At 68.7% G+C, this 18,533-nt stretch carries 15 protein-coding genes; 5 read left to right on the forward strand and 10 right to left on the reverse strand.

Features of this window, described 5'->3' with window-relative positions; all coding sequences use genetic code 11:
- The first annotated feature begins 203 nt into the window (after positions 1 to 203).
- Entirely contained in the window at positions 204 to 545 is a 342-nt protein-coding gene (locus PQI23_RS04175) for a YciI family protein (protein ID WP_339971839.1), read from the forward strand.
- 11 nt (positions 546 to 556) lie between these two features.
- Here the strand turns inward: PQI23_RS04175 and PQI23_RS04180 are convergent, their stop codons facing one another.
- From PQI23_RS04180 to PQI23_RS04210, 7 genes are all read right to left on the reverse strand, one after another.
- Entirely contained in the window at positions 557 to 2,107 is a 1,551-nt protein-coding gene (locus PQI23_RS04180) for an APC family permease (RefSeq protein WP_339971841.1), read from the reverse strand.
- Positions 2,108 to 2,340: 233 nt separating this feature from the next.
- Entirely contained in the window at positions 2,341 to 3,483 is a 1,143-nt protein-coding gene (gene hpaD / locus PQI23_RS04185; protein ID WP_339971843.1) for a 3,4-dihydroxyphenylacetate 2,3-dioxygenase, read from the reverse strand.
- A gap of 34 nt (positions 3,484 to 3,517) precedes the next feature.
- Positions 3,518 to 5,017: a 5-carboxymethyl-2-hydroxymuconate semialdehyde dehydrogenase gene (gene hpaE, locus PQI23_RS04190; RefSeq protein ID WP_339971845.1), complete on the reverse strand. Its 1,500-nt coding sequence runs from the start codon at positions 5,015 to 5,017 to the stop codon at positions 3,518 to 3,520.
- Between the two features lie 34 nt (positions 5,018 to 5,051).
- A complete protein-coding gene (locus PQI23_RS04195; RefSeq protein WP_339971847.1) occupies positions 5,052 to 5,723 on the reverse strand; it encodes a GntR family transcriptional regulator in 672 nt (223 codons plus the stop codon).
- A gap of 2 nt (positions 5,724 to 5,725) precedes the next feature.
- Positions 5,726 to 7,261 carry a fumarylacetoacetate hydrolase family protein gene (locus tag PQI23_RS04200; RefSeq protein ID WP_339971849.1) on the reverse strand — a complete coding sequence of 512 codons (1,536 nt, stop codon included), beginning with the start codon at positions 7,259 to 7,261 and terminating at the stop codon, positions 5,726 to 5,728.
- Between the two features lie 68 nt (positions 7,262 to 7,329).
- Positions 7,330 to 8,139 carry an HpcH/HpaI aldolase family protein gene (locus PQI23_RS04205; protein ID WP_339971851.1) on the reverse strand — a complete coding sequence of 270 codons (810 nt, stop codon included), beginning with the start codon at positions 8,137 to 8,139 and terminating at the stop codon, positions 7,330 to 7,332.
- Positions 8,124 to 8,909, reverse strand: a complete 786-nt coding sequence (locus tag PQI23_RS04210; protein WP_339971852.1) for a fumarylacetoacetate hydrolase family protein — start codon at positions 8,907 to 8,909, stop codon at positions 8,124 to 8,126. Before PQI23_RS04210 ends, PQI23_RS04205 begins: the two co-directional genes overlap by 16 nt.
- A gap of 173 nt (positions 8,910 to 9,082) precedes the next feature.
- On the opposite strand from PQI23_RS04210, the gene PQI23_RS04215 reads away from it, so the two are divergent.
- Complete coding sequence (locus PQI23_RS04215) at positions 9,083 to 11,164, forward strand: DEAD/DEAH box helicase (protein ID WP_339971854.1); 2,082 nt, start codon at positions 9,083 to 9,085, stop codon at positions 11,162 to 11,164.
- 39 nt (positions 11,165 to 11,203) lie between these two features.
- Here PQI23_RS04215 and PQI23_RS04220 read toward each other — a convergent pair whose 3' ends face one another.
- The 3 genes from PQI23_RS04220 to PQI23_RS04230 form a co-directional block, all read right to left on the reverse strand.
- Entirely contained in the window at positions 11,204 to 12,616 is a 1,413-nt protein-coding gene (locus tag PQI23_RS04220) for an aldehyde dehydrogenase family protein (protein ID WP_339971856.1), read from the reverse strand.
- Between the two features lie 132 nt (positions 12,617 to 12,748).
- The gene (locus PQI23_RS04225; RefSeq protein WP_339971857.1) at positions 12,749 to 13,711 is read right to left on the reverse strand and encodes an AraC-like ligand-binding domain-containing protein; all 963 of its coding nucleotides are present in this window, start codon (positions 13,709 to 13,711) and stop codon (positions 12,749 to 12,751) included.
- Between the two features lie 162 nt (positions 13,712 to 13,873).
- Positions 13,874 to 14,437, reverse strand: coding sequence for a TetR/AcrR family transcriptional regulator (locus tag PQI23_RS04230; protein WP_339971858.1), 564 nt, complete (start codon positions 14,435 to 14,437; stop codon positions 13,874 to 13,876).
- 194 nt (positions 14,438 to 14,631) lie between these two features.
- Here PQI23_RS04230 and PQI23_RS04235 point away from each other — a divergent pair, with 194 nt between their 5' ends.
- The 3 genes from PQI23_RS04235 to PQI23_RS04245 all read left to right on the forward strand — a co-directional run bounded on the left by PQI23_RS04235 (position 14,632) and on the right by PQI23_RS04245 (position 18,532).
- Positions 14,632 to 16,305: a CocE/NonD family hydrolase gene (locus tag PQI23_RS04235; RefSeq protein ID WP_339971860.1), complete on the forward strand. Its 1,674-nt coding sequence runs from the start codon at positions 14,632 to 14,634 to the stop codon at positions 16,303 to 16,305.
- Positions 16,302 to 16,817, forward strand: coding sequence for a DUF3237 domain-containing protein (locus PQI23_RS04240; RefSeq protein ID WP_339971862.1), 516 nt, complete (start codon positions 16,302 to 16,304; stop codon positions 16,815 to 16,817). Before PQI23_RS04235 ends, PQI23_RS04240 begins: the two co-directional genes overlap by 4 nt.
- A gap of 71 nt (positions 16,818 to 16,888) precedes the next feature.
- The gene (locus PQI23_RS04245) at positions 16,889 to 18,532 is read left to right on the forward strand and encodes an ABC transporter substrate-binding protein (protein ID WP_339971864.1); all 1,644 of its coding nucleotides are present in this window, start codon (positions 16,889 to 16,891) and stop codon (positions 18,530 to 18,532) included.
- The last annotated feature ends 1 nt before the right edge of the window (position 18,533 follow it).

An 18,533-nucleotide genomic window follows, 5' to 3' on the forward strand; every position in this document is an offset into this window, starting at 1 on the left:
AGCGCCGGCCCACGGAGCGAAGCGCGGGGTGGCGGCCGTTCGGCCGCGGCGGCGCTACAGCGCCGGCCCACGGAGCGAAGCGCGGGGTGGCGGCCGTTCGGCCGCGGCGGCGCTACAGCGCCGGCCCACGGAGCGCAGCGAGGGGTGGCGGCGGCGCCTGCGGAGTGTTGGAATGGGCGCATGACCGCGTCGAGGAGGCTGCCATGTCCAAGTACCTGATCTCGTTTCCGAGTGACGCGATGGTGGTGCCCGACGCGGAGCTTCCGCAGGTCGTCGCCGACTCGCATGCGGTGGTGCGCGAGGCGAAGGCTGCCGGGGTCTGGGTGTTCGGAGGCGGCATCGATGAGACGGTCGCGCCCGTGCGGGTCGAGGGATCCGGCGCCGTGCTGCCGGGGGCGTACGCCTCCGCCCACCCGATGACGGGCGGGTTCACCGTGCTCGAGGCGCCTTCCCGCGACGTCGCGCTCGAGTGGGCGGCGCGCTTCGCCGCGGCGTGCCGCTGCCCGCAGGAGGTGCGCCGGTTCGGCGACGATGCCGAGAGCTGAGCGGCGGGCTGCTAGTCGGCGACGACGTCCACGATCTCGGTGCCGTAGGCGCCCGGCTCGGTGCCGTGCCCGATCTGCGCGTACTGCTGCGGTGACCGCGAGCGCATGATGAGCGCCCACACGATGCCGACGACAGCCGCGGCGAAGACGATGCCCGGCAGCAGGAAGGTCGTCGCATCGGGCTCGGTCTGACCGAGCATGAGCGGGAAGTTCTGCAGGATCATGATGAAGACCCAGAGCAGTGCCGCGCCGGAGAGCGCCGGTGCTATGACCGTGACCCAGACGTTCAGCCCTCGCCGATTCCGGGCGAAGTAACCGATCACCGCGGCGGCGGTGACGGCCATGAGGAGGACGAGCCCCATCGCCCCGGTGTTCGTGAGCCAGGTGAACATGGTGAGCACGGGGAAGAGGAAGGCGGACTCGCCGAGGCCGGCCGCTCCTCCGAAGACTTCGCCGCCGAGGATGAACGCGACGACGACGGCCAGCGCGATGATGGTCTGCGCGACCGAGCCGGCCCAGGGCGCGCCGGCGCGCGAGGTGCGCGCGAACCAGGCGGGGAGCACCCCTTCGCGGCCCAGGGAGAAGAAGTAGCGGGCGACCGCATTGTGGAACGCCTGCAGAGCGGCGAAGAGGCTCGTGAGGAACAGCAGCGTCATGATGTCGGAGAAGATCACGCCGGTCTGGTCGGTCATGAACACGAACATCAGGTCGGGGCCGAATTCCTGCGACGAACCGACGATGGCCGTGGGCCCGACGCCGACCGAGAACGCCCAGGCGCTGAACGCGTAGAAGATGCCGATGATCGCGATCGCCGCGTACGTGGCGCGGGGCACGGTGCGCTTCGGATCCTTCGCCTCTTCGCCGTAGATCGCGGCGCCCTCGAAACCCATGAACGCGGCGACGCCGAAGACCAGGATGATGCCTAGCGCCGGCCCGAAGAGGGCGCTCGGGTCGAGTGCGGCGGTGGAGACCCCCTCGGGGGCGGCGGCGAACGACACGACGTCGAAGATGATGACGACGAGGAACTCGAGACCGACGAGTACTCCGAGCACCTTCGCGGAGAGATCGACGCGGTTCACGCCGAGTACGCCGACCACGATGATGCAGAGCAGGATCCACACCCACCACGGCGAGGAGAAGCCGAACTTCGCCTCGAGGAACATCGAGAGCTGGAAGCCGAACAGGCCGTAGATGCCGACCTGCATGGCGTTGTAGGAGACGAGCGCGACGAGGGATGCGCCCACGCCGAGCGGGCGTGCGAGACCCTGCGATATGTAGGCGTAGAAGGCTCCCGCGTTCGTGATGTGACGCCCCATCGCGGTGTAGCCCACGGCGAAGACGGTGAGGATCGCGGCGATCAGCAGGAACCCGAGCGGAACGCCCAGCGATTCGGTGACCGCGAACGACGTCGTGACGCCGCCTGCGACGACGGTGAGCGGCGCGGACGCGGCGATGATCATGAGGGTGATCGCGGGGACGCCGAGCGTGCGGCGGCTCAGGCCGGGATCGTGCTCGGCGGCGGTGGTCGTGTGCGTCCGCTGCGCTGCACTGGATGCGCTCATCGGGGTACTTCCTCTCGCGAATGGCGGCGTTGCCGATGCGGGTCCGCATAACGACGGCCGCTGCGCTGACGAGTCTAAGAACGACGCGGCGAGCGGCCTATGCATGCAGCGCAGAGGACATGGAGATGCGCGCAGGGCTGTCCATATGGATAGCGGGCTCCTCGGGTGCGCGGGAGAGCGAACGACAACGGGCCGGGGCGCGATGCGCCCCGGCCCGGATCCTGCACGAGATCTCAGAGGGTGTTGCCGAGCTTGAAGCCCTTCTCGCCCTCGTCGTCACGGGTGTAGGAGAACCCATCGGCCCCGATGGTCACCGCCATCTCGGAGCTGTCGGTGCGGGCGACCACCGGCTGCGGATTGCCGTCGAGGTCGAGCACGAGCGATCCGTCCGTGTACCACGACGGCACGACCGGGTTGCCCCACCAATCGCGACGCTGGTTGTCGTGCACGTCCCAGGTGACGACTGGGTTGTCGGGGTCGCCCGTGTAGTAGTCCTGCGTGTAGACCTCGACGCGGTGCCCGTCGGGATCGCGCAGGTAGAGGTAGAACGCGTTCGAGACCCCGTGGCGGCCCGGGCCCCGCTCGATGCTGTCGGACCGGCGCAGCGCGCCGAGCTTGTCGCAGATCGCGAGGATGTTGTGCTTCTCGTGGGTGGCGAAGCAGACGTGATGCATGCGCGGCCCGTCGCCCCCGGTCATCGCCGTGTCGTGCACCGTCGGCTTGCGGCGCATCCAGGCGGCGTACACCGTTCCCTCGTTGTCCTGAATGTCCTCGGTCACGCGGAAGCCCAGGTTCTGCATGAAACCGACCGCTCGCGGAACGTCGGGGGTGATCTGGTTGAAGTGATCGAGCCGCACCAGTTCGCCGGGAACGTGCAGGTCGTAGCGCCACGACATGCGCTCCGTGTGCTCGGTCTGATAGAAGAACTCGTACGGGAAGCCGAGCGGATCGACGACGCGCACCGAGTCGCCGATGCCGCGAACGAAGCCGTTCGGGTTGCGACGCACCTCGCAGCCGAGCTCCTCGTAGAAGGCGACCGCCAGGTCCAGGTCCTCCGGCGTGCGCACGCGATAGGAGAACGCTGCCACCGCTGCCACCGGGCCCTTGCGCAGCACGAGGTTGTGGTGGATGAACTCCTCGGTGGAACGGAGGTAGATCGCCTCGTCGTCCTCGGTCGTGACGTAGAGCCCCAGCACGTCGACGTAGAACTCGCGCGAGGCGGCGAGATCGGTCACGATGAGCTCCATGTACGCGCACCGCAGGATGTCGGGCGCCGGCGACGTGGGCGTGGCGATCGGATTCTCGGATACGATCGGGGCCTCCTTCGTGACCCAGAACCCTGCCGACTGCTTGTCTTCTTCGTTCAGTTTTGCCATGGTGTGCCTCCTTGCGATTCCCCAGCGACCGGCGTTACGGCGCGACCACGCCGAACTTCGGCGAGTGCGCTTCGTTGAGCGTGATGTGGACGGCCTGCTGATCGGTGTAGAAATCGATGGAGCGGTAGCCGCCCTCGTGCCCGAGCCCGGACGCCTTCACGCCGCCGAACGGGGTGCGCAGGTCGCGTACGTTGTTCGAGTTGAGCCACACCATGCCCGCGTCCACCGACTGCGAGAAGTTGTGCGCGCGCTTCAGGTTCGACGTCCAGATGTACGCCGCGAGACCGTACTTCGTGTTGTTCGCGAGCTCGAGGGCTTCTTCGTCGGTGTCGAAGGGGGTGATCGCGACGACCGGGCCGAAGATCTCCTCCTGGAAGATGCGCGCGTCGGGCGAGACATCGGCGAACACCGTCGGTGCGACGTAGTTGCCGGTCGGGAAGCCCTCGGGGCGTCCGCCGCCCGCGACGAGGCGGCCCTCACTCTTGCCGATCTCGACGTAGCTCATCACCTTGTCGTAGTGCTCGGGGTGCACGAGCGCTCCGACTTCGGTCGCGGGATCGGAGGGGAGCCCGACGACGACGTTCTTCGCCCGCTCGGCGTAGCGCTCCACGAACTCGTCGTAGATGTCGCGCTGCACGAGGATGCGGCTGCCAGCAGTGCAGCGCTCGCCGTTCAGGCTGAACACGCCGAAGACCGTCGCGTCGAGCGCCGCGTCGAGGTCGGCGTCGGCGAACACGACCGCGGGGCTCTTGCCGCCGAGCTCCATCGAGAGCCCCTTGAGGAACGGCGCCGCGTTGCCGAAGATCAGCGATCCGGTGCTGCTCTCGCCGGTGAACGAGATCAGCGGCACGTCGGGGTGCTTGACGAGGGCGTCGCCGGCCTGCTCTCCGAGGCCGTTGACGAGGTTGAAGACGCCGTCGGGCACGCCCGCCTCGCGGAAGATCTCCGCCCAGAGGGACGCCGAGAGCGGCGTGAACTCGGCCGGCTTGAGCACGACCGTGTTGCCGGTCGCGAGCGCCGGGCCGAGCTTCCACGACTCGAGCATGAACGGCGTGTTCCACGGAGTGATGAGCCCCGCGACGCCGATGGGCTTGCGATTCACGTAGTTGATCTGGCGGCCGGGCACCTTGAAGGTGTCGTCGTGCTGCGCAACGATGAGGTCTGCGAAGAAGCGGAAGTTCTCGGCTGCTCGACGGGCCTGACCACGCGCCTGGGTGATGGGCAGGCCGGAGTCGAAGCTCTCGAGTTCGGCGAGCTGCGCGTCGCGCGACTCCACGATGTCGGCGATCTTGTGCAGTACGCGCGAGCGTTCGCGGGGGAGGAGCTTCGGCCAGGGTCCGTCCGTGAACGCGCGCTTCGCCGCGGCGACGGCGCGGTCGACATCGGCCTGCTGGCCGGCGGCGGCCTGGATGTAGTTCTCATTGGTCACGGGGTCGAGCACGTCGAACGTCTCGCCGCCGATCGAATCGACGAATTCGCCGTCGATGAAGTGGCGAATGCGGTCGGGGAGCCCCACGGGCTTCTGGTGCGTCATGCGTGTTCCTCCAGGTGTGTGGTCGGGTCGCCGATCAAGCGGCGGGGTGCTGGTGGTGTTCTTCGGTGTACGCGAGCACGGCGTCCAGTGTCGCGGTGCGGTGCGCGCGCGCTGCGAGTTCGATGTCGAGCGGCGCTGCTCGCTGCTCGATGAGCTGCAGCAGCTGCTCGTGCTCGTCGACGGACTCCGACGCGCGGCCCGGAACGAAGCTGAACGAGGAGTTGCGCAGCACGTTCATCCGGTTCCATCCGCGGTGAACGAGGTCGAGGATGTGCGGGTTCGGGCACGCCTCGAACAGCACGCTGTGGAACTCGAGATTGAGCGCCGTGAACTGCTGGGGGTCGAACGCTCCCGAGAGCGTCTCGCGCATGCGCGCGTTGATGGCGCGGGCTCGATCGATCTGATCGGCGGTGATATCGGGCGCCGCGAGACCGGTCGCCGATCCCTCGACGAGCGCGAGGGTCTGCATCGTGTGCAGGTACTCCGTCTCCTTGATGAGCGCGACCTGCGCGCCGACGTTGCGCTCGAACGTGACGAGCTGCTCGGCTTCCAGGCGCCGGATCGCCTCGCGCACGGGCACCACCGACATGTCGAGCTCGGCAGCGATCGGCGCCAGCACGAGCCGGTACCCGGGAACGTACTGTCCGCTGTCGATGCGCCCCCGAATCAGGCGGTACGCCTGCTCCGACTTCGATTCCGCGCCCACGATCAGCGCTGCGCTTCCTCTGCGCGCGCGGCTTCGTACTTCGTGCGCCACTCGGCGTTCATGGGGAAGAGGCCGTCGACGGGTGCGCCGCCCGCGACCTGCTCCGCCACCCACGCGTCGGCGTCCTCCTGCGCCGCGGCCTCGGCCGCCACCTCCGCGAGCAGCGACGGCGGGATCACGATGACGCCGTCGCGGTCGCCCATGATGATGTCGCCCGGCTGCACCGCCGCCCCGCCGCAGGCGATGGTCACGTCGACCTCCCACGGGACGTGCCGGCGACCGAGCACGCTCGGATGGGCTCCCTGGGAGAAGACGGGGATGTCGAACTGCTGCACGGCCGCGAAGTCGCGCACGCCGCCATCGGTCACGATGCCCTCGGCTCCGCGCACCTGCGCGCGCAGCGCCAGCACGTCGCCGACGGTGCCGGTCTCGGGCACGCCGCGAGCCTCCACGACGAGCACCTCGCCCGGGTTCACCGTGTCGAACGCGCGCTTCTGGGCGTTGAAGCCGCCGCCGTACTTCTTGAACAGGTCTGGGCGGAACGGGATGAATCGGAGCGTCTTCGCGACTCCGAGAATGGCATCGCCCTCGTGATTGGGGTGCACACCGTCGATGAAGATGTCGACGAACCCTCGTTTGCGGAGGGCCGCCGACACGGTGGCCACGGCGACGCCCTCGAGTTGGGCGCGGATCTCCTCCGTGAGCGCCGACTCCTGCGACGCTTCGTCCGCCCCTGCCGTCGACGGGCTCGTGAGCGGTGTGGCGCGACCCGCCGCGACCGCGGCTGCGTGCGCGCTCTCGCTGCCCCAGGCTTCGATGCGCTGCAGATCGTCGACCTGCGGCTGCGAGCCGAAATCGCCGAACGGGGTCGTCCCCTGCGTCACGGTCGTGACGAGGCGCCCGGTACTCGGGGCTCCGGGCGCATTCGGCGCGTCGACTTCGACCTCGACGACATCGCCGGGAACGACGACCGAGGATCCCGCAGGCGTGCCCGTGAGGATCACGTCACCGGTCTCGAGCGTGAGGTGCTGCGAGAGATCGGCGACGAGCTGACCGAACGGGAAGGCGAGGGTGTCGCTCGTGTCGTCCTGCACGAGGTCGCCGTTCACCCAGGTGCGCACGCGCCACGCGTCCTGCCCGATGCCCTCGACGGGAATCGCGCGCGGGCCGATCGGCGTGAAGCCATCGCCGCCCTTGTTCCGCAGGTTCGAGCCCTTGTCGGCTGCGCGCAGGTCGTACAGCCCGAGGTCGTTGGCGGCGGTCACCGCGGCGACGTGCTTCCAGCCGTCTTCAGGGGTGACGCGGCTCGCCGGTTCGCCGATGACGAGCGCGATCTCGCCCTCGAATGCGAGCAGCTCGGTGCCGTCCGGGCGTTCGACGGAGCCGCCCGTCGGAGCCAGCGATGACGCGGGCTTCAGGAAATACGACGGGTGCTTCGGGGTGCGGCCGCGCTGCGCGATGCGCGACGGGTAGTTCAGGTGCACCGCGATGATCTTTCCGGGCGTCTCGATGCCCAGTTCCGCGACTCCGTACCTCATCGGGACCTCACTTCTGCGTTGTATTTGAAATCGTATATGATCTAATCCGGCTTGTCGAGCCGAATCGCTCAGTAGGAGGCTCGCGGGTGCGCGCTCTCGTCGACGGTGAATCGCGCGACGAGCGCCTCCGTCTGGCGGGCGAGGATCGCGACATCGGCGCCGACCGCGACGAAGGACGCGCCCGAGGCGATGTACCGGTCGGCGTCTTCGGGCACGAAGGCGTTCACACCGGCGGGCACTCCGGCTGCGACGGCGCGATCGATCGTGCGGAGCACGGCGTCGACGACATCGGGATGATTCTGCTGCCCAAGGAAGCCCATCGACGCGGCGAGATCGGAGGGGCCGATGAAGACGGCGTCCACGCCGTCCACTGCGAGGATGCGGTCGGCATCGGCGACCGCCGCAGCCGACTCGATCTGCACCGTCAGGCTGATCGTCTCGTCGGCGCGGCCGAGATACCCGTCGACGCGGTTCCATCGAGCCGAGCGCGCGAGAGCCGAGCCGACGCCGCGCACCCCCCGAGGCGGGTAGCGCACGGCGCGCACGATCTCCTCGGCCTGCTCGGCCGAGTCGACCATCGGAATCAGCAGATTCTGCGCGCCGAGGTCGAGGAACTGCTTGATCGCGACCGCGTCGCCGTACGGCACGCGCACGAGGGGGGCGACGGGGTACGCCGACATCGCGTGCAGCTGCGCGAGCACCGATTCGAGCCCGTTGGGGGAGTGCTCGGCGTCGAGGAGCACCCAGTCGCACCCGCTTCCCGCGACGATCTCCGCGGTCACGGGGCTGCTGGCAGACGCCCACAGGCCGATGAGCGCGCGGTCGGATGCCGAGATGCGATCCCGCAGCGTGTCGGGAAGCGTCAGATGAAGCGGCATGTCACCGATCCCAGCTCGTGATAGTCGGCGTGCACGGTGTCGCCGCGCTCCACCCACATGGGCTTCGTGAACGAACCGGCGAGAATGATCTCGCCGGCCTCCAGCGACTGCCCGTGCTGGGCGAGCTTGTTCGCGAGCCAGGCGACGCCGAGCGCCGGGTGCCCGAGCACCGCGCCGGCGACTCCTGAATCCTCGATGGTCTCGTTGCGGTAGAGCAGAGCCTTCGCCCACGTGAGATCGAGCTCGTCGACCTTCACGGGTCGACCGCCGATCACCATGGCTCCCATCGCGGCGTTGTCGCTGATCGTGTCGACGATCGTGCGCCCCTCGAGTTCGAGGTGCGAGTTGAGGATCTCGAGCGCGGGCACGACGTAGGCCGTCGCGTCGAGCACGTCGAACAGGGTGACGCCCGGGCCCGAGAGCGGCTTGGAGAGCACGAAGGCCAGCTCCACCTCGATGCGCACGTTCGAGAACCGGTCGAACTCGATCAGAGCGCCAGATTCGTGCACCATGTCGTCGTGGATCACGCCGTAGTCGGGCTCCGAGATGCCCGTCGCGACCTGCATGACCTTCGATGTAAGTCCGATCTTGTGCCCCACGAGGCGGGCTCCGGCGGCGATGCGCCGATCCGACCACTCCTTCTGGATGGCGTACGAATCCTCGATCACCATCCCCGGGTAGCGGGTGGTGAGTCGGGGGAGGATCGCTCGATCCTCGTCCGCCTGCACCAGTTCGTCGGCGATGGCTGCGATTTGCGTCTGCTCGAGCACGGGACCTCCATTGTCTGACGTGTGCCCCTGAATCGTATACGATTCGAGGGAGATCGCGCCAGGATCGCGCCGGGTCGCGCCCTCTCGGGAACGCTCGATGAACCGCCGCTGCCGACTCGGTGGCCGTCGAGCGGCGTCACTCGGCCGACGCTCAAACGCGGTAGACTTGTATGATGACCTCTTCCGAGAACGCCGCCCCCACCGAAACCGAGGGCGAGCGCATTACCTTCGCCGACCTGGGCCTCGCGCCCGAGGTTCTCCGCGCAGTGACGGATGTGGGATACGAAACGCCCTCCGCAATCCAGGCGGCCACGATCCCCACCCTCCTGGAGGGCGCGGACGTGGTCGGCCTCGCGCAGACCGGCACCGGCAAGACCGCTGCCTTCGCACTTCCGATCCTCTCCCGTATCACCCCCGGCCAGGGCGTGCCCCAGGCGCTCGTACTCGCACCCACCCGCGAGCTCGCGCTCCAGGTGTGCGAGGCGTTCGAGAGCTACGCCGCGCACCTGCCCGAGGTGCACCTCCTCCCCGTCTACGGCGGCCAGGCCTACGGCCAGCAGCTCTCGGCCCTGCGCCGAGGCGTGGACATCGTCGTCGGCACGCCGGGCCGCATCATGGACCACCTCAAGCGCGGATCGCTCGATCTGACGGAGATCAAGTACCTCGTGCTCGACGAGGCCGACGAGATGCTCAAGATGGGCTTCGCCGAAGACGTCGAGACGATCCTCGCAGATACGCCGCAGGAGAAGCAGGTCGCGCTGTTCTCCGCGACCATGCCCCCGCAGATCCGTCGCATCTCGCAGCAGTACCTCAACGATCCGCGCGAGATCAAGATCGCCGGCAAGACGCAGACGAGCTCGACCATCACCCAGCGCTACAACGTGGTGTCGTACACGCAGAAGCTCGACGCGTTGACCCGCATTCTCGAGGTCGAGGACTTCGACGCGATGATCGTGTTCACGCGCACCCGTGGCGATTCCGAGCAGGTGGCCGAGAAGCTCCGCGCGCGGGGATACTCCGCCGCCGCCATCAACGGCGACATTCCGCAGGCGCAGCGCGAGCGCACCGTGCAGTCCCTGAAGGACGGCAAGCTCGACATCCTCGTTGCGACCGACGTCGCCGCACGCGGTCTCGACGTGGAGCGCATCAGCCACGTGCTCAACTACGACCTCCCCATCGACACGGAGTCGTACGTGCACCGCATCGGCCGCACCGGTCGCGCAGGCCGCAGCGGTGACGCGATCAGCTTCGTCACGCCGCGCGAGCAGCGCCTGCTCAAAGCGATCGAGAAAGCGACGAAGCAGCCGCTCACGCAGATGCCGCTGCCGCAGATCGAAGAGGTCAACGCGACGCGACTGTCGCGCTTCGACGACGCGATCACGGCCGCGCTCGAGGAGACGCGTCGCATCGACGGGTTCCGCGACATCATCGCCCACTACGTGCGTCACCACGACGTGCCGGAGACGGATGTGGCTGCTGCGCTCGCGGTGGTCGCCCAGGGCGACACCCCGCTGCTGCTCACGGAGGAGGACGACCGCAAGTTCGAGCGCGATCGCAAGCAGGCCGCGAGGTTCCTCGAGGATTCGGGCAGCGGCCGCGGCGACCGGCCGGGCCGCGAGGATCGCGGACCCCGCCAGCGGCGCGACGATCTGCGCATGTATCGCATCGAGGTGGGTCGCCGGCAGAACGTGCAGCCGGGACAGATCATCGGCGCGATCGCGAACGAGGGCGGGCTGACCCGCGATGACTTCGGTCGCATCCAGGTGCGCGACGACTTCTCCCTCGTCGAGCTGCCCGCGAAGCTCTCGGCCGAAACCGTCGCGCGTCTGGAGGACACGCACATCGGCGGCAAAGCGATCCGTCTCCGCGAGGACCACGGGCCGAGCCCGCGCGGCAAGGGCTTCGAGGATCGCGGCGGGCGCGGCGGGCGCGATGACCGCGGTGGTCGCGGCGGGTACGACCGCGGCGACCGCGGCGGGCGCGGCGGCTACGACCGCGATGACCGGGGCGGGCGCGGCGGCTACGACCGCGATGACCGAGGTGGACGCGGCGGCTACGATCGCGGCGACCGGGGTGGACGCGGCGGCTACGACCGCGATGACCGCGGCGGGCGCGGCGGCTACGGCAGCGGTCGTGATGATCGCGGTGGCCGTGGCGGGTACGACCGTGGTGGGCGCGGCGGCTACGACCGCGATGACCGCAACCGCGACGCGGGATCGAACCGCGCCGACGGCAAGCGCAAGCCCCGCTGGTAGGCGGGAGGCGTGGGGGCCGCGGCAGCGACCCCCACGCGCTCAGCCGCTGATCACGTGCGGCTCGGCGACGGCCTTGAGCCCGGCGACGCCGAACTCGCGGCCGTAGCCCGACTGCTTCGCTCCGCCGAACGGGATCATGGGGTGCAGGCCGCCGTGCGAGTTGATCCACGTCGTGCCGGCCTGCAACCGTGCGGCGACCTCGAGGGCCCGTGCCCGATCCGACGACCACACCGATGAGCCGAGCCCGAACTCGAGCTCGTTCGCCAGCTTCACGACCTCGTCGAGATCCGAGTACTTGATGATCGGGAGGGCCGGCCCGAACTGCTCCTCCACTACGAGGTCGTTGTGCGGGTCGATATCGGCGATGAGCGTGGTCGGGTAGAAGTTGCCCACGGCGTCGCGATCCGGCTCTCCGCCGAGCACCACGCGCGCGCCCGACGCCTTCGCCGACTCGACCAATCGATCGACCTCTTCGAACTGCGCACGGTTCTGCAGCGGCCCGAGCACGTTCTTCTCGTCGAGCCCCACACCCATCGGCACCTCAGCTGCGAACTTCGCGAGCTCGTCGACCACCGCGTCGTAGACGGAGTCGTGCACATACAGGCGCTTCAGCGCCGCGCAGGTCTGACCGGTGTTGATGAAAGCGCCCCAGAACAGGTCTTCGGCGATCGCCGCCGGGTCCACGTCGGGCAGCACGATACCCGCGTCGTTGCCGCCGAGCTCCAGAGTGAGACGGGCGACATTGGCGGCGGAGGCCTCGATGATGCGCTTGCCCACCGGCGTCGAACCCGTGAACATGATCTTGCTGATCTTCGGGCTGCGCGTGAGGGCGTCGCCCACGGTGCGGCCGGGGCCGGCGACGACGTTCAGCACGCCCTCCGGCAGTACCTGATTCATGACCGCGACCAGCGCGAGCACCGAGAGCGAGGTCGTCTCGGCCGGCTTGATGACGACCGTATTGCCCATGCGCAGCGACGGAGCGATCTGCCAGATCGAGATCATCATCGGCCAGTTCCACGGGGAGATGGCCCCGACGACGCCCAGCGGGCGGTAGTGCATCTCGGCGTAGCCCGACTCGTCGTCGATGATGACCTCGACCGGGAGCTGGGTGTCGGCCGCAGCCCGTGTCCACGCGACGCAGCCACCCACCTCGAACCGGGCGTTCGGGCCGTTGAGCGGCTTGCCCTGCTCGCGTGAGAGCAGCTCGGCGAGGGCTTCGGATGCCGCTTCGATCGCATCGGCGGCTCGATGCAGGATCGCCTGGCGTTCGGCGTCGGGAAGCGCGGCCCAGGCTGGCTGCGCGGCCTCGGCGCGATCGATCGCCGCGTTCAGCGCGTCGAGCCCCTCAACCGGGGCGGTGCCGATGCGTTCCCCGGTGGCCGGGTCGAAGACCTCGCGCGTCTCGCCGCCGGCTGGAGTGATGGCTGCAAGCAGGCTGTCGTAGGTGTTCATGGATCCTCCACTTCGAGTCCGGTTGGATACGACCTCAGCGTATGAAACGGCTCGCGGGCAGGCTTGTCTGCTTCGGCAGCGGCGTTGACGATTCGGGCACGATTCGGCCCGCGCTCGAACGCGAGTGGCGGTCTAGTAACGCCGCAGCTCGCTCGGCGATGCACCGAACGCCGCCTTGAAGACGCGGCTGAAGTGCGCGGCGTCGGTGAAGCCCCAGCGGGCGGCAATGGTCGAGACCGTACGATCCCGCAGCACCGGGTCGAGCAGATCGGCGCGGCACCGTTCGAGACGTCGCTCGCGGATCCAGGTCGACACCGTGGTGTCGGCTTCGCGGAAGAGGGAATGGAGGTGGCGGGTGGAGATGTAGTGAGCGGCCGCGATCGTGCTGGGAGTCAGGTCGGTGTCGCCGAGGTGCGATTCGATGTACGACGTCATCTTCTGCAGGAGGAGCTGGTGCGGATCGCGCTGCGCGGGGTCGGTGTCGAGGATGCTCGAGAAGAGCGTGCTCATCAGATTGAGGCTCGTGTGGGCGAGCTTCGCGCGCACGCGTCCGTCGAGATTCGCGAGCTGCGCTGGGAACTGCGAGAGGAATGCGGTGACGACGGGCGCGAGCCCGCAGTGCTCGCGCCCCAAAGACACCGCTGTGAGCTGCTCGGTGAACGGGATGGGGAGGTCGACCCGATCCTTCGGAAACATCATGATGAGGTTGCGGAACTCCTCACCGAAGAGCAGCGAGTAGGGGCGTGACGTGTCGTAAACGGAGAGATCACCCGGCTGCATGACGACCTCGCGTCCGTCCTGCACGAGAATGCTGCTTCCCGAGAGCAGCAGGCTCACTTTGTAATAGCCGCTGCCGCCATCGGCGATCGTCTCGGGCGTGCGTTCGACGAGGTGCGGGCGCGCGACGACCTCCGTGAAGACCACGTCATCGGCATCGGCCGACGCGAGACGAGCCGAGAAGGGTCCCGGCGATTCCGCCGAGACGCGGAGCGGGACGAAGGACGAGGCGACGATGCCGCGGAACGTCGTGAGATCTTCGGCGTGAGCGAGCGGCAGCCGAGTGCCGGTGTCGTGCTGCTTCGCTGCAGTGGTCATCCGTGTTCCTCCGACATGCTCTGCGTGCGCGTCGTCGTCGTACGCGCCCTCGGATCAGCGTCGAACGCACCGCCCTGCAGCGTTCGGTCTGTCTTCGGAGAGGATACACCTCTGCGAACCGGGAAGCACTCGCAGACGCGGACGCCGATCAACCGGCTCCGCTCAGTCCTGCAGTGCGGTCAGCAACGCGTCGACCGCTTCGCGGGAGCGCGCCGTGCGCCGGGGCTCCCGGTCGAAGTCGCCGATGAAGACGTTGCCGAGGGCAGTGGCGAGCACGCCCTGTGCGGCGACCTCGTGCAGCGCATCGCCGGCGTCGGGGTATGCGACGGCGATGAACGCGAGCAGCCGTTCCCGCGCCGAGCCGTACGCCTCCGCCAGTACGGCGGCGATGTCCTCCGACGACCTGGCAAGCTCGACGAAGGCGAGCACGATCGCGTTGTCCGCGCTCGAGCTCGCGAACTCCTCGCCGAAGAGGTAGTCCAGGGCCGGCTCGAGGGCGTCGATCTCGGGCGGGATGACGGCGGGGGCGACGTAGAAGGCTCGAGCCGCATCGAGCAGCAGGCGATCGCGGTTGCCGACGAAGTGCCTCACGTGCCCCCGAGACATGCCCGCGGCGTCCGCGATGCGGTCGAGTGTGGTGCCGCTGATCCCGTGCTGCGCCATCGTCGTGAGGGTCGCATCGATGATCTGCTCGCGGCGGGCGTCGGCGACTGAGGGGCGTGCCATGGAAGAGTCCTCTCCGGGGAGACGGGCGCGGGTCGTACTCCCGAAGACTAGCGAGTATTTCGACCGCGTAAAAATTGTCTAGTCAGACTTGACTATTTACTGGCACCGCTCGTACATTGTTCTCACCGGCACCCGCCGCACCCCGGAACCGCTCCGTCGAGAGCCGGTTCCGATCCCAGTCTCGAAGGAGTGACATGGCCGATTATCAGCGCCTGGGCGCCGCCCCCGTGAGTGAACTCGCGAGGGAGCACCGCGTGCGAACCCGTGACGGCGTGCACCTCGCGACCGACGTGTACCTCCCATCCACGAGTGACGGGGCGAGAGACGAGACGCCCGGCGACACGATCCTGATCCGCCTCCCGTACGACAAGAACGGCGAGTACACGTTCATCCCGCTCGTGGCCGAGTACTTCCTCGGGCACGGATACCGGGTCGTCGCGCAAGACGTGCGGGGCAAGTTCCGCTCCGAGGGGGAAGCCCAGCTCTTCGTGAACGAGGTGCGCGACGGGGAGGACACGCTCGATTGGATCATCGCGCAGCCCTGGTCCAACGGACGCGTGGCGATGTGGGGAGACAGCTACTACGGGTACACCCAGTGGGCCGCCGCCGCGAGCGGTCACCCCGCGCTGAAGGCGATCGCGCCGCGGGTCACCGGCACGAGCCTCGGCGAACCGGTGCATCGCGATCCGGGAACGCGCGTGCGGGCCGTGGAGATGGGCATCACGAACCTCTACCCGCTCACGCACTTCCACGGCAACGACACGTTCCTCTGGGAACCCGATTGGTCGCGGCGCGACTTCGAGGCGCAGGCGGAGGCGTTCCAGCAGTGGGCGGGGGCCCGCTCGCGCTCCTACGATCAGTGGGTTCCGCACCCGGTCACCCTGCCGCGCTTCCCGAACGGAAGTGCCTTCGCGGGTCGTTCCGTCCCGGTGCTGCACACGATCGGATGGTGGGACAACTGCGCGCCGCTCTCGTGGGCCGACGTCGAGGAGATCGCGCAGCACCCCGCCTGGGACGCGCATCACTACCTTCGCATCGAGGCGATCGATCATGAGAGCTACCAGTTCGCGGAGGCCCCGGGCGACCGGGTCGCAGAGCGCACCGAACAGCAGATTCGGGCGCTCCTCCCGCGCACGCTCGATCCCGCGCTCGCGTTCTTCGAGGTGTTCGTGCGGGGCGAGGGTGCCGTGGCCGGCATTCCTCGAGTCGTCTGGCAGCTCGCTGGTACGGACGAAGAGCGCACCGAGGCGGTCTGGCCACCGGCAGGATCGCGCAGCGAGACGCGCTACGCGACGATCGAGGGCGGCATCTCGTCCGAGCGTCCCGCTTCGGCGGAGGAGCGCTCGTGGGTGCACGACCCGCAGAACCTCGTTCCCTCGACTGCGCCCGACGCGTTCTCGTACCTGCTCACCCTTCCCGATGAAGCGCCGGTCGGCGAGCGCAGCGATGTCGTGGTTTTCACCAGCCCGGAGCAGACCGAGGACGTCGACCTCGCGGGTCCGGTCACCGCGCGCGTACGCGTGCGATCCACGGGCCCCGTCATGGACTGCTTCGTTCGCGTGCTCGACGTCGCCCCCGACGGGACAGCGGTGCGCATCGCTCGCGGGCAGCAGCAACTGCTCGACGCGACAGATGCGACGACGCTCGAGATCGACCTCGGCCAGGTCGGCTACCGACTGCGTGCGGGGCACCGACTCCGCGTGCACGTCTCGAGCAGCGACTACCCCGAGTTCCTGCCGCAGCCGGGAACGGGCCGCGACCCGTGGACCGACGGCGTCGAGAGCGTGCCGAACACCCAGACGCTGATCATCGGGGGAGAAGACGCGCTCGCGCTCGATCTCCCCGTACTCCAGGGAGCACTCGCATGAGCACGACCGAACCGCATTCGCGCCTCACGCCGGCGGAGCAGCTGGCAGCCCTCCCGGCGCCGAGCCTCGAGTTCGTCTTCGAGATCCGCGCGACGATCGGCCACGATCTGCACGTCGGCCGAGGCGTCGACGAAGCGCTCAGCTTCACGCCGGTGACCGGAGGCTCCGTGCACGGGCCGGCGCTCACGGGGGAGGTGCTCTCGGGGGGAGGGGACTGGGCCGTGACGCGATCCGCCACGGCCCAGCTCGAGGCGCGCTACCTGATCCGAGCCGACGACGGATCGGTCATCGACGTGCTGAACCGCGGCTACTTCCGAGCGACCCCGGATCTGCTCGCGCGCATGGAAGCCGGCGAAGACCTTCCCGAGACGACCGAGGGCCTGTACTTCCGCACCGCCCCGGTGTTCCAGACCGATGCTCCGGCCCACCGGTGGCTCGCGGAGCACCAGTTCATCGGGCTCGCTCGCGACGATGCGGGGCAGGTCTGCATCCGCGTGTTCGTGCTCCGCTGAGCCGCTCGCCCTCACCAGTACTCCCGCGGCGAATCACCGACGATCCGTCCGCGTCATCGAAAGGACCCACCATGTTTCGTTCCCGCCTCATCTCCGGCGCCGCCGTCGGTGCCGTGGCGCTCCTCGCGCTGACCGCCTGCGCTCCGCGGGAGGGGTCGTCCTCCGACGCCCGCGCCGGCGTGGAAACCGCCGACCTCGTCGCCTCGACTCCGGAGGGAACCGCACCCGTCGACGAGGTGACCTGGTCGATCGTGGAGGGCGAGCCCGCGACGCTCGATCCGGTCTCCTCCGCGAATCTCATCATTCCGAACCTCTGCGACAACCTGCTGTCCCTGCAACCGGACTTCTCAGTCGAGCCCGGGCTGGCGACGCGGGCCGAGTGGACCGATCCCACGACCTTCGTCATCGAAGTGCGCGACGACGTCACGTTCTGGGACGGCACGCCGCTCACCGCGGAGGATGTGGTCTACAGTCTCGAACGCAATCGCTCGCCCGAATCGCAGTGGTTCGCCGCGTTCGCACTCGTCAGCGGCATCGAGGCGACCGGCGATCACGAGGTCACCGTGACCTTCACCGCACCCGACTCCACATTCCGCGACGCGCTCGCCGGTCAGGGCGGCGCGGTGATGAGCGCCGCATTCGGTGCGGAGGCGGGCGACGCCCTCGGCACCTCCGACGGCGGTCTCATGTGCACCGGCCCCTACGAGCTCGCAGCGGGTGGCTGGTCGCCCGGCAGCGAGATCGTGACGACGGCGAACCCCGACTACTGGAACGGCGCGCCGCTCGTCTCCGAGCTGACGTACGTCTTCGTCTCCGATGCCTCGACGCTCGCAACGGCGCTGACCGAGGGCGAGATCGACGGAGCGCTGAACGTGTCTCCGACGTCGCGCGCCGCGTTCGAGGGCGACGGCGCGGGCAGTCTGATCGTCGGCCCCTCCACGGCCTCCTACAGCTTCGGGCCGGCAACATCGGAGGGGCCGGCGGCCAATCCCGAGATCCGCCGCGCGCTGAGTCTCGCGATCGACCGGCAGCAGTACATCGACACGGTGCTGAACGGCCTCGGCGAACCGCAGCGCACGATCGTGCCGCCCTTCACGTTCCAGGAGCTCGCGGCCGCGGACGTCTACCAGAAGGGCTACGACGAGCTGCAGGCGCCCGAGGTCGACCTCGAAGCGGCCCAGCGGCTCGTCGACGAGAGCGGAGAGGATCTGAGTGCGCCGCTCGTGCTCGCCGTTCCCGCAGGCGCGACCGAGTTCAAGAACACCGCGCAGATCGTGCAGAGCGCCGCGAAGCAGATCGGCATCGACATCGAGATCAACGAGATGCAGGCCTCCGACTTCGGAGCGATGTTCTACGATCCCGCCGCTCGCGAGGGCATCGACTTCGTCGCGACGCAGGGATACCTCGAGACTCCGGGCGTGCTCGGCTACCCGTCGCTGTTCATGCTGCCCGAGGAGCTCGGCGGGGTGTTCAACTGGAGCGGGTACGCGAACGACGAGGTGACCGCGCACATGCAGGCGGCGCGCACCGCGACCGATGAGCAGACGGCCGCCGAGGAGTTCGTCGCCGCCCAGGAGATCTTCGCGCCCGACATGCTCCAGGTCACCCTCGCGGGGGCGTACCAGCTCAGCTACCTGAACGACGACCTCACCGGCATCACGAGCTCGGTCGCCATGTACAGCAGCCCCTGGGCGCTGCACCTCGGCGGACGGTAGT

The sequence above is a fragment of the Leucobacter sp. USCH14 genome, assembly GCF_037619215.1.
Taxonomy (GTDB): Bacteria; Actinomycetota; Actinomycetes; order Actinomycetales; family Microbacteriaceae; genus Leucobacter.

Bases quoted from the DNA above. Each gene is read 5' to 3' on its own strand.
- PQI23_RS04175 (WP_339971839.1), top strand. From the start codon at position 204: ATGTCCAAGTACCTGATCTCGTTTCCGAGTGACGCGATGGTGGTGCCC.
- PQI23_RS04180 (WP_339971841.1), bottom strand. From the start codon at position 2,107: ATGAGCGCATCCAGTGCAGCGCAGCGGACGCACACGACCACCGCCGCC.
- hpaD (WP_339971843.1), bottom strand. From the start codon at position 3,483: ATGGCAAAACTGAACGAAGAAGACAAGCAGTCGGCAGGGTTCTGGGTC.
- hpaE (WP_339971845.1), bottom strand. From the start codon at position 5,017: ATGACGCACCAGAAGCCCGTGGGGCTCCCCGACCGCATTCGCCACTTC.
- PQI23_RS04200 (WP_339971849.1), bottom strand. From the start codon at position 7,261: ATGAGGTACGGAGTCGCGGAACTGGGCATCGAGACGCCCGGAAAGATC.
- PQI23_RS04205 (WP_339971851.1), bottom strand. From the start codon at position 8,139: ATGCCGCTTCATCTGACGCTTCCCGACACGCTGCGGGATCGCATCTCG.
- PQI23_RS04215 (WP_339971854.1), top strand. From the start codon at position 9,083: ATGACCTCTTCCGAGAACGCCGCCCCCACCGAAACCGAGGGCGAGCGC.
- PQI23_RS04220 (WP_339971856.1), bottom strand. From the start codon at position 12,616: ATGAACACCTACGACAGCCTGCTTGCAGCCATCACTCCAGCCGGCGGC.
- PQI23_RS04225 (WP_339971857.1), bottom strand. From the start codon at position 13,711: ATGACCACTGCAGCGAAGCAGCACGACACCGGCACTCGGCTGCCGCTC.
- PQI23_RS04230 (WP_339971858.1), bottom strand. From the start codon at position 14,437: ATGGCACGCCCCTCAGTCGCCGACGCCCGCCGCGAGCAGATCATCGAT.
- PQI23_RS04235 (WP_339971860.1), top strand. From the start codon at position 14,632: ATGGCCGATTATCAGCGCCTGGGCGCCGCCCCCGTGAGTGAACTCGCG.
- PQI23_RS04240 (WP_339971862.1), top strand. From the start codon at position 16,302: ATGAGCACGACCGAACCGCATTCGCGCCTCACGCCGGCGGAGCAGCTG.
- PQI23_RS04245 (WP_339971864.1), top strand. From the start codon at position 16,889: ATGTTTCGTTCCCGCCTCATCTCCGGCGCCGCCGTCGGTGCCGTGGCG.